We start from the raw sequence: 10,173 nt of genomic DNA, 5'->3' as shown, positions 1-10,173 counted from the left end.
GACGACGTCCCTTAGCCGCCCTTAGCCGGGAGCGTTCACGGAACGGATCCAAACGTGTGGTGGGCCCAGTCGGCGAAGCTGGTCCAGCCAACCTCCGGGTATGCGGCGTGCAGCGCGGCGATGTCGACCTGGTAGCCCGGCCCATTCAAGAACGCCCACATCGCGTGCATGTCCGGATTGTCGATCTCGGCCAGCGGCACCCTCTCATGACGCACTTCCCGTCCCAGCGCCGCGCTCAGCGCGGCCGCCATCTGGGCGGGCGTAGGGGCATCGCTGGCCAGCTCGATGCGTCGCCCAACGTAGGGGGCGGGGTCGAGAAGTACCTGCGCGGCGAAGACGCCGAGGTCGGTGCGGGCAAGCTGCTGCAGCGGCCGATCCGCCGGCAGCGGCAGGTCGAGCACCCCGCTGCGAATGCGGTCCGCCCCGCCGAGGGCGTTGTCGAAGAAGTACGTCGGCCCCAAGATCGTGTAGGGGACATCACCAGCAGCCAGCTCGGCTTCGATGCGCGCCTTGCTGTCGAAGTGCGGCACACCGCTTCCCTGATCGGCTCCGGCCACCGAACTGAACACCAAATGCGGCACTCGAGCTTCGCCCACGGCTGCCAAGATCGCCCGCCCCTGGGCCACCTCGGCAGCCACGCCCGCCTCGAACGGAGTCGTCAACGCGAAGACGGCCCCCGCGCCCGCCATCGCCGTGGCCAGCGAACCGCGATCATCCAGCGATCCCGCGACCACCTCGACACCCCGGTCGGCCAACCGGCGAGCCGCCCCCCGCCCCGGGTCGCGCACCAGCGCCCGCACCCGGGCCCCGCGGCCAAACAACGCCTCGATAACGGCGCTGCCCTGACCGCCGGTCGCCCCAAGCACCAAGATCGGCCCATCGGCCATCAAGACACCTCTCCTCGGCGAGCACGCGCGGCGACCGGTCGTCGCCGCGCACCACATTATCCGCGCGCCTCGGCCACCACCCCACCCTTACGCACGCTCGCGCGACTGCCGTTGCGGCCTCCTGGCGCTAAACAGGCCTTCGACCCGCAGCCAACACCTCGCAGTTCAGGCCAGCGGCGCGTCCCGCCCGCCCTGCTGGCGGATGCTGACTGGACGGAAAACAGTCGCACCACCGCTCTAGTCCCAGATTCTGGACCGCATTCTCGGCGGGAGCCCGGCTGCACCGGCCGCCCATCACCCGCTCCCGTGCTCGGAGATCGCCTGGCGCGGAGCCCGGCGGATCACCGCCAGCCGGTCGCCGCGCACGGTCATCGAGGTCCGCCCGCCGCGCCGGCGCCGCACGGTCAGGTCGACCGTGGCGCGCCCGATGCGTACGCCCTCCAGCCGCAGGTCCGGCAGCCACTCGGGCAGGTGTGGGTCCACGAGGATCGTGCGCAGCGGCGCGGCCGGGCGCAGCCCCAGCAGGGCCTGGACCAGGGCGATGATCGCGCTGGCCGACCAGGCCTGCGGGGAGCAGGAGTTCGGGTATACGCCCGGGTGGGGGTGGGCCGGGTCGCGGGGCAGCCCGCTGAGCACCTCGGGCAGGCGGTGTTCCTCGAACAGCGCCGCCGCCGCGAACATCCCCTCGGCCAGTCGGTGCAGGTGCGCCCAGCAGCCGTACCGGGCCAACCCCAGGCCGATCGTGCCGGCCTCCACCGGCCAGACACTGCCCCGGTGGTAGCTGAACGGGTTGTACGCGGGGTGGTCGGCCGACAAGGTCCGCACCCCCCAGCCGCTGAACATGTCGGGTGCGAGCAGCCGGTCGGCCACCAGCGCCGCGGCCCCGGCCGGCACGATGCCGGTCGCCAGCAGGTGACCGTCGTTGGAGTTGGTCGAACGCACCGGCCGTTTGTCCGGCCCGAGCGCCATCGCGTAGCAGCCCCGGTCGGGCAGCCAGTACGCGCGATGGAAGCGGCGGCGCAGCGCCCGGGCCCGGGCCAGCAGGGCGGCGCCCCGCGCCGGATGGCCGGTCATCGTGAAGACCACGGCGGCGTGCCGCAGGGCGGCGTACCAGTAGGCCTGCAACTCGCTGGTCGCGATCGGGTCGGTCACCAGCTGCCCGTCCTCGTCGACGATCGCGGTGTCCGAGTCCTTCCAGCCCTGGTTCTTCAACCCCGCCCGGGACCGGCAGTGGTACTCCAGGAAGCCGTCGCCGTCGGGGTCGCCGTACCGCTCGATCCAGCCCAACACCCGCTCGGCCGTCGGCAGCAGTTCCCGCACGGTGTCCAGGTCACCGGTCCAGGCGAGGAACTGCCCGAGGAAGACCAGGAAGTCCGGCGCCGTCGACCAGTCGCCGTAGTAGCTGGTGAACGGGTTCAACCCCAGCGCGGAGACCGGTCCCTGCCGGGCCTCGTGCAGCGGCTTGCCCGGCTCCTCGTCGCGCCAGTCGTCCAACCGCTCACCCACGTGCCCGGCGATGAGCCGCAGGCTGTCGGCCAGCATGGTCGGACCGGCCAGCAGCGCCTGCCAGGAGGCGGTCATGGTGTCCCGGCCGAAGATCTCCTGGTAGATGGGTAGCCCGGCGATCGGCGCCGCCGGCCCGGCCGGCTCGCCGAGCGGCAGCACGGCCAGGTCGTGCGTGGCGCACCGCCACGCCGCCGTCACGTCGAAGTTGCTGCTGTTCAAATCGGCCAGCTCGCCGATCAGCCGGGACCGGGCCCGGGCGGCGGAGTCGTCCGGCTCGGTGAACGTCGCCGGGGGAGCGGCCAGCCGGACCCCGTCGAAGACCGGCTCGACCAGCAGCTCCACCCGGGCGCTGCCGCGCGGCGGCACCGCCACCTCGACGCGGAACGCGCCGTCGTCGTACGTTACCGGGGTGTCGGCCCGGATTACGACCGCGACCGCCCGGTCGAGGCCGTCGCGCAGGTAGGCCAGGCGCAGTTCCCCCGCCTCCGGATCCCACCGGGTGCCGACCTCGCCGACCTGTAACCGTCGGCCCGTCTCCGCCTCGCTGGTGTCGGCGAAGTCCGCCGCGACCCGAATCTGCAGCGCGAACTCCAGTGGCCGGGCGGCGTAGCTGACCACGGTGAACCGGGTCCGCAGTCCCGCTCCGACGAACCGCTCGGTCAGCAGGTACGCCGCTCGCGACGGCAGCTCCTCCCCGTTGCCCAGCTCCGCGTACGAGAGCTGGGCGTGTCCCCGTACGTTCCCGGTGGCGAACGGGACCGGCTCCCGGCCGTCGACGGTGATCCGTTCCCGGCTGAGCACCCGGGTGTTGCGGGCGAAGAAGCCCTGCGGATCGGTGCCGCTGATCCGGCCGCGCACGTCGGTGACCAGGGTGCTCCACCCGCTCGCGATGTAGAGCAGGTCGGGTCGAACGCGCAGGCTGCGGACCCTGGTCATCGGGCCGCAGATACCCCTTCATCGTCCCGGCACACCCCGGGCGGCCCAGGACGTGGTGCGGGCCCGATCGCGGACGAGCAGTTCCAGGGCCACCGCGATCGCCACCGCCTCGACCGCCAGCAGCGTGAGCAGGATGAGCAGCTGGGTCGCTCCGGCGCGTTCGACCATGACGCACGGAGCCGGTGGCGGGAATTCGCTCTCCGCGGGCTGCGGATCGCCGAAGCCTGTGGCGCGGACCTCGTCACCACCATGCTCGGCGCCGGTGTGAGCTTGGGCGACGTACCAGAATCGCCGCCCGTCACGCCGACCGCTGCGCGATTTGGTTACCACCCGCTGCGGTCCAGGTTGAGCCGCTCCCGCAAGTCGGCCCGTGATCTTGCTGGTCCGGCAGCATGACGGACACCGCTCACGGTGGTGCCGGTGGTCAGGGTGCGTACTGGGTGCGCAGTTTGCTGGTGTCCCAGCCGGCGCGGTGGGCGCCGGCCTGGTAGGCGCTCTCCAGGAAGGTGAGGACCGTCGCGCGGGGGTCGGTGGCGGCGCGGGCGTCGTCGTAGGTCAGCAGCGCGAGGTGTGCACCCCGGTTTTCGACCCAGCGTGCCTGCGCGGGTTGCAGCGGTTCCTCGGTGAGGCCGTCGGGCTCGGGCGCGGTGTAGGAGTAGAAGGCCGGCTCAGGAATGTTCTTGTCGCCGAACCAGAAGCCGGCGCTGATCACCTCGTGCGAGTACGCCTCCCGGGTCACCGGGTCGACGGTGTCCGGCTGCGGCACCTGCCGGCCGGAGAACCGGGTGACCGCAATGTCGAAGGTGTGCCAGAAGTGGTGCACCGGGCTGGTCTTGGCGTTGCACCGGGCGGCGTACTCCTCCAGCACCAGCCCCACCTGGCTGAGCACCTGCCAGTACCGGTTCACCCAGAACGGGTCGTACGCGGCGTGCGTGGTGTCCTCGGCGAACGGGATGTTGTCGGTCAGGTCGTAGGGCTTGGCGTCGATGTGGACGTGAATGCCGAGGTACGACAGTGCGGTGAATAGTCGCTCGTGGAATGCCGCGACGGACAGGCCAGGCAGGGGGAAGGAGACCGTCTGGCCGGCCAGGGTGTTGATGACCAGTCGGTGGTCGACGAAGTCGAAGTCGATGGCGAACAACAGGTCCCGGCCCATGGGGCGGGAGGTGATGCCGCGGCCGGTCAGGTGGAACGGCACGTGCCACCAGTGGTTGCGCGGCATTGCCTGCTCCAACCGGATCTTGCCGACTATCTGTGTAAACCGGTGGACGGTTTCCTTTGAGTCCGCCCAGGCGGACAGCGGGATCGGCGGGAACAACTCGGTCATCCGGACTCCTCCGACAGCGTGCCGTGCAGCACGGCCAATGCCGGCATCCTCCCCGATCCGATGGCCGTACGGGCGCTAACCTCGCGTCCTCACGCCACGCCCACGTCGATGGACCCGCTTATCCGGGCTGGCCGGGGCCAACGCGCCGGACATGCCTGCGGGGCCCTGAGCAGGACAGGGCCCCGCAGCTCATGGCTGGTTCTAGACGGATCGGGTCAGCGGGTGCCTCGGTCGGCATCGACGATGAGCTGTGTCACGAGATTCGGGTGGCTGACCATGGCCACGTGGGAGGCGGCGACCTCGACGGTCTGTGAGCCGGCGCGCTGGTATTCGTAGCGCTGCAGCGCGGGCGGGATGGCTTTGTCGTCGGTGGCGATCAAGCCCCACGAGGGGATGGTGTGCCAGGCGGCGGCCTGGGTCAGGTCGGTGAAGCAGGCGGCGCTGAACGGCCGCTGCGTCGCCGCCATGATCTTCGTGGTCGATGCCGGCAGGTCGGCGGCGAAGACCTGGCGCAGCTTGTCGGCCTGGAGGTACAGGTCGGTGCCGGTGGTGCCGTCCGGGTTCGGGTACGGGACCGGGTTGAGGGCGGCCTGGATCTCGCTGCCCGGGTACGTGGTGATGAGCTGGCCGAGGGCCTCGCCGGAGTCGGGGACGAAGGCGGCAACGTAGACGAGGGCTCTGACGTTGGGGGCGCTGACGGCGGCGTTGGTGATGACCGCGCCGCCGTAGGAGTGGCCGACCAGGATGACCGGATCGTTGATGCTGTTCAGCAGGCTGGCGATGTAGGCGGCGTCGGAGAGCAGGCTGCGCAGCGGCGTCGCTGGTGCGATCACCGGGTAGCCGCGCTCTTGCAGCCGTTCGACGACGCCGCTCCAGCTGGCGGTGGCGTCGGCGAAACCGCCGTGGACGAGCACGACGGTGGGTTTGGTCGGGCGGGTGCGGCCGGCCGCGGCCGGACTGGCCGCCATAGCCATCGCGGAGGTGGCTACCGCGGCGCTGACGCCGGCGACGAACGTGCGCCGGGAGACGTTGGCAGACATGAAAGCTCCTGTAGTGGTGGTGATCAGTAGGTGGTCGACGCGGCGGCCTGGCGGATGAGGTCGGCGACCGCGGCCGCCTGGGAGGCGTAGATGGCGTGGCTGCCGATCGCCTCGACGACAACGGCGCCGGCGCGGCCGGCCATCGTCCGCTGCGCGGCCGGCGGGATCATGCGATCCTCGGTGGCGACCAGGTACCAGCTCGGCTTGTGCCGCCACGCGGGTTCGGTGACCGCACCGGCCAGTGCCCCGACGCCCCACGGCACCTGGGAGTCGGCCAGGAAGGCAGCCTCGTCGACGGGCAGGTCACCGGCGAACGACGCGTGGAACTTGTCCCGGTCGAGGAACAGGAACCCGTCGCGGGGCGGCAGGATCGGCGGGACCAGGGCGCCGGGCGGCGGGTCGGCGATCAGGGTGTTGACCGACTCGCCCTTGTCCGGGGCGAACGCCGCGATGTAGACGAGTGCGGCTACCCGTTCATGAGCGCCCGCTTCGCTGATGACCGCGCCGCCGTAGGAGTGGCCGACCAGCACGGCCGGGCCGTCGAGCCCGTCGAGGATGTAGCGGGTCGCGGCGACGTCGCCTTCGAGTGAGAGGGTGGGGTTCTGCACGATCTTGACGGTGAAGCCGTCCCGGGTCAGCAGGCGATGCACGCCCTGCCAGCCTGATCCGTCGACGAAGCCGCCATGGACCAAGACCACATTGCGGATGGTTGGTGTGCTCATGGAATGCTCCCGAGTACCGGGGCGAGCGGATCGCCCGCCGCTTCGCATCCCATGCAAGCCGTAGCGCAGGTGCCGGAACAGGCAGAGCAGCAGGCAGAACTACTCGCCGCTGCCTGCTCCTATCGCTGCGGCTCTGGCCCGGCAGTGGTTGGCGCGGTCGTGCTGCGCGACCGACTCGTACAGGTCAGCCGCCTGTAGCAGGCTGGCTCGCGCTTGGGCGGCGTGGTCCTCGTCGTAGAGTTCCTCGCCGAGTATCCGCAACCACGCCGCCTGCCCCATGAAGACCTGCAGGCGGCCGAAGAGATCCACTGCGCGCAGCATCATCGGTATGGCTTCGTCGCGGCGGCCGACGCGTCCAAGGGCCCGGGCGGTGAGGCCGAGGACGTGCGGGAGTTCCGCTTCGGCGATCTCCGCTGACATGCCGGAGGCGGGATCTTCCACCAGTGCCAACGCACGCTGGTAGGCGGCAAGTGCTTCTGCCACGTCACCGAGGTCGAAGGCGATGGTGCCGCTGGCCAGCAGTGCCTGGTTGACGTCCCGCACGTTGCCAGCCTGATCGAGCAGAACGGCTGCTTGGCGTACCGCGGTCAGCGCGGCCTCGAGGTCGCCCACCCCGCGGTGGGCGGCCGCGATGTACGTCAGGGCCCATCCCTCCTGCCGGAGGTTGCCGGCCTGGCGGGCCAAGCTCAGCGCCCGCTGCGCATAACCCAGTGCGGTTGGCATGTCCTTGCGCCATGGCAAGGTGTGGGCCCAGGCAATGTGGTTGAGGAATTCGGCCTGAAGTCCGGCGTCGCCGAGCGCGACCGCCGAGTCGAATGCGAGCGTGAACACCTCGAGCCAGCGGGGCCAATGCACCCAGTGTTCGGCGAACCAGTGCAAGGCACTGGCGGCGCGAACCACGGCGTGGTGGTCCCCGTCGACCGCAGCGGCGCCGAGCGCCGGGAACCAGTGTTCCGCCTCGATGCGTATCCAGGCCTTGGCGTCCTCGGCCGAGGCGAAAACGGGACCCGCGGACTGGCCTGCGTCCGGACCGAACCATCGCCCGGCTGCGGTAACGGTCGCCAGCAGCCAAGAGACCATCTGCCGGCGGACGGCGATCACCATGTCGGCTGAGTCCTCTTGCTCAAGCCGCTGCTGCGCGTACAGCCGCACCAGGTCGTGGAAGCGATACCGGTCGCCCTCCGCGATCTCCATCAGGCCCAGATCGACCAGATCGTCGAGCTGGTCCTCGGCAACCGGCACGGCGACGCCGCCGAGCACCGCCGCCAGGGCTGCGCTGAAATCCGGGCCGGACACCAGCGCGGCGCGGCGAAACAACTGCCGCGCCGCGTCCGGCATTTGCTCGTACGACATGTCGAAGGCCGCCGCGACCTTCAGGTCACCCGCGCTGAGCTGATCCAGCCGCCGCTGATCGACCGACAACCGCGCGACCAGATCGCCCGTACTCCAGATCGGCCGCGATACCAGCCGGTTTCCCACGATGCGTACCGCCAGAGGCAGCCCACCCAGCAAATCCACCAGGCTCTGCACGTCGCGGTCATCCGGCACGTCCGCCCGCTCGGCGAGGATCCGCCTGAGCAACTCGGACGCGTCAGCCGCCGGCATCGGATCCAGATGAAGCCGGTGCACGCCTTCCAGCCCGGCCAGCAGACGCCGGCTGGTCACCAGGAGCTGGCTCTGCCCACCACCGGGTATCAGCGGGCGCACCTGTGCCTCTGACGCCGCATCGTCCACCACCACGAGCACACGCTTTTCCCGTAGCAACTGCCGGTAACGCCCAGCACGCTCGGCAGCATCCTCCGGAATCTGCTGATCCCGCACGCCCAGAGCCCGCAGCACACGCGCCAGCATCTCGTCACTGCCGACCGGGCGCGCACTCATCCCCAGCGCATCGAGGAAGTACACCCCGCCGGGGAACCGGTCTCGCAGACGGTCCGCGGCCCGTACCACCAGGGTCGTCTTACCCAGCCCGGCGCCACCGGAGATCACCCCGACATTGGACCGGCCACCCGACTCGTCCAACGCATCCACCAACCGGAAGATCCACGCCAGCTCGGCCGCCCGGCCGGTGAAATCCCCGATCGATCCCGGCAACTCGCACAGGCCAGGCGCGGCGGTCATGTACGCAGGCCGCGTACGCCCGACCTTGGCGAGCGCGACGAATTCGTCCCGGCGAACGCCGCCAAGCTTGAGCGCGTCGGCGATCAGCGCCACCGTCCGCCGCTGTGGCCCAAGCGCCCGCCCGCGTTCCATGTTGCTCAACGCCCGCACGCTCACACCAGATGCCTCAGCCAACTCCTCCAACGTCAGTCCGGCGGCGTGACGCGCCACACGAAGCGCCACCGCGAACGAACCCTCGCCACTCATTCCACCGTCATACACCGCCCGGTCACCCAAGCGGGGCAGTCGCACGGTCAGATAACCGGTGCCCCTGACCGTTCAGGGTCAGCCAGACCGTCCGGTTCCACTTGGCCGCCGATGATCCGTACGGTCCCGCAGCTCAAGTCCGCCTCCACGCGAGATGATCGAGAGAGGATCTGGTATCCCCCGCTTCCGAGCGCTCGGAAGCTTGGCGGCCCCTTCAGGGATGCAGCACCGCTTTGATCACGTCGTCGCTGCGGTCGAAGCGCTGGTACAGCCGGGGCGCGTCGGTGAGGGCACCGTGGTGGGTGACGATGACACCGGGCCGGGCTCGTCCGGAGACGACGAGGTCGCGAAGGAGCAGGGTGTAACGGCGGTCGTGGGTACGGCCGAACCGGACGGCGACGCCTTTGCTGAACAGCGTCCCCCATGGCGCGACCAGGTCTTCGTGGGCGGTCGCGCCAGAGCGGGGCTGCAGGTCGGTATCCGGGTACACCCCGGCGACGCCGATCGAACCGGTTGGGTTCACCAGCCGGGCGGCGTCCGCGATCACCTGGTTGGGGCGTTCCTGGTCAGGGTGTTCGCGGTCGCGGGCCTGGAATCCGACCGCGTCGATGACCTTGTCGACCCCGTTCAGTTTCTCCTCGCCGAGCGGCAGCCCGGCCCATGCCCGGTGTTCGCGGATCTGTTCGACGGGGTCCCCACGGCGGAAGTCGATCGGGACTGCCCCGACCTCGCCGGCCTTGTCGAGCCGGGCGTCCACCCCGTCCACGCAGTACACCACGCGGGCACCGAGCAGCAGGGCAGAGTACGCGCTGAGCAGCCCGATGGCGCCGGCGCCGAACACGACCGCCGTGTCCCCGGCTTCGATACCAGCGAGGGCCGCGGCGGCGTGCCAGCCGGTGACGAACGCGTCCGCGAGCAGAACAAAGTCGTCCTCGTGCGCGTCGCCAGGCTCACCGGGCACCGGTACGCAGTTCGCGTCCGCCCACGGCACGCGAAGTAGGTCGGCCTGCGCACCCGGGTAGGGGCCCATCCCGGCGTAGCCGTACGCGGCACCCACCCCTTCGGGGCGTGCCCGCAGGCAGGCCGCGGAGAGCCCTCGGGCGCACATTGCGCACGTGCCGCAGAACAGGTGCGTGGGGATCACCACCCGCATGCCCGGCCGGATCGTCTGCACGGCGTTGCCCACCTGCTCGACGACGCCCAGCGGTTCGTGGCCGAGCACCAGTCCGGGCGTGGCGCCCGTCCGCCCGTCGTACATGTGTAGATCCGTGCCGCACAGGGCGCTGGAGCTGATCCGCACCAGCGCGTCGGTCTCCGCCTCCAGCCCCGCGTCCGGCACCTCGCGTACGCCGACAGTTCGGATGTCCTCGTACACCACCGCTTTCACG

The 10,173-nt window shown here is 70.6% G+C and carries 8 protein-coding genes; all 8 read right to left on the bottom strand.

Going from position 1 to position 10,173, the window contains the following annotated elements:
• Nucleotides 1-35: 35 nt before the first annotated feature.
• On the bottom strand, nucleotides 36-887 hold the full coding sequence (locus ACY34I_RS30945; RefSeq protein ID WP_462758631.1) for an NmrA/HSCARG family protein: 852 nt from the start codon (nucleotides 885-887) through the stop codon (nucleotides 36-38).
• 294 nt (nucleotides 888-1,181) lie between these two features.
• Nucleotides 1,182-3,329 carry an amylo-alpha-1,6-glucosidase gene (locus ACY34I_RS30940; RefSeq protein WP_462758629.1) on the bottom strand — a complete coding sequence of 716 codons (2,148 nt, stop codon included), beginning with the start codon at nucleotides 3,327-3,329 and terminating at the stop codon, nucleotides 1,182-1,184.
• Between the two features lie 18 nt (nucleotides 3,330-3,347).
• A complete protein-coding gene (locus ACY34I_RS30935) occupies nucleotides 3,348-3,497 on the bottom strand; it encodes a hypothetical protein (RefSeq protein ID WP_462758627.1) in 150 nt (49 codons plus the stop codon).
• Between the two features lie 256 nt (nucleotides 3,498-3,753).
• Entirely contained in the window at nucleotides 3,754-4,656 is a 903-nt protein-coding gene (locus ACY34I_RS30930; protein WP_462758625.1) for a DUF5996 family protein, read from the bottom strand.
• A 215-nt stretch (nucleotides 4,657-4,871) separates the two neighbouring features.
• Nucleotides 4,872-5,696 (bottom strand): alpha/beta fold hydrolase, encoded by an 825-nt coding sequence (locus tag ACY34I_RS30925; protein WP_462758623.1) that lies wholly within the window; start codon nucleotides 5,694-5,696, stop codon nucleotides 4,872-4,874.
• A 23-nt stretch (nucleotides 5,697-5,719) separates the two neighbouring features.
• Nucleotides 5,720-6,418: an alpha/beta fold hydrolase gene (locus ACY34I_RS30920; protein ID WP_462758621.1), complete on the bottom strand. Its 699-nt coding sequence runs from the start codon at nucleotides 6,416-6,418 to the stop codon at nucleotides 5,720-5,722.
• 99 nt (nucleotides 6,419-6,517) lie between these two features.
• Nucleotides 6,518-8,785 carry an ATP-binding protein gene (locus tag ACY34I_RS30915; protein ID WP_462758619.1) on the bottom strand — a complete coding sequence of 756 codons (2,268 nt, stop codon included), beginning with the start codon at nucleotides 8,783-8,785 and terminating at the stop codon, nucleotides 6,518-6,520.
• A gap of 214 nt (nucleotides 8,786-8,999) precedes the next feature.
• Nucleotides 9,000-10,172 carry an alcohol dehydrogenase catalytic domain-containing protein gene (locus ACY34I_RS30910; RefSeq protein ID WP_462758617.1) on the bottom strand — a complete coding sequence of 391 codons (1,173 nt, stop codon included), beginning with the start codon at nucleotides 10,170-10,172 and terminating at the stop codon, nucleotides 9,000-9,002.
• Nucleotide 10,173 lies beyond the last annotated feature (1 nt).

Source organism: Micromonospora sp. RTBAU3-60 (assembly GCF_054963695.1).
Note: the sequence above shows the minus strand (reverse complement) of the source record. Positions and strands in the feature narration are given on the sequence as shown.

Excerpts from the sequence above, each read along its gene's own strand:
- ACY34I_RS30945 (WP_462758631.1), bottom strand. The coding sequence starts at position 887 with ATGGCCGATGGGCCGATCTTGGTGCTTGGGGCGACCGGCGGTCAGGGC.
- ACY34I_RS30940 (WP_462758629.1), bottom strand. The coding sequence starts at position 3,329 with ATGACCAGGGTCCGCAGCCTGCGCGTTCGACCCGACCTGCTCTACATC.
- ACY34I_RS30935 (WP_462758627.1), bottom strand. The coding sequence starts at position 3,497 with ATGGTCGAACGCGCCGGAGCGACCCAGCTGCTCATCCTGCTCACGCTG.
- ACY34I_RS30930 (WP_462758625.1), bottom strand. The coding sequence starts at position 4,656 with ATGACCGAGTTGTTCCCGCCGATCCCGCTGTCCGCCTGGGCGGACTCA.
- ACY34I_RS30925 (WP_462758623.1), bottom strand. The coding sequence starts at position 5,696 with ATGTCTGCCAACGTCTCCCGGCGCACGTTCGTCGCCGGCGTCAGCGCC.
- ACY34I_RS30920 (WP_462758621.1), bottom strand. The coding sequence starts at position 6,418 with ATGAGCACACCAACCATCCGCAATGTGGTCTTGGTCCATGGCGGCTTC.
- ACY34I_RS30915 (WP_462758619.1), bottom strand. The coding sequence starts at position 8,785 with ATGAGTGGCGAGGGTTCGTTCGCGGTGGCGCTTCGTGTGGCGCGTCAC.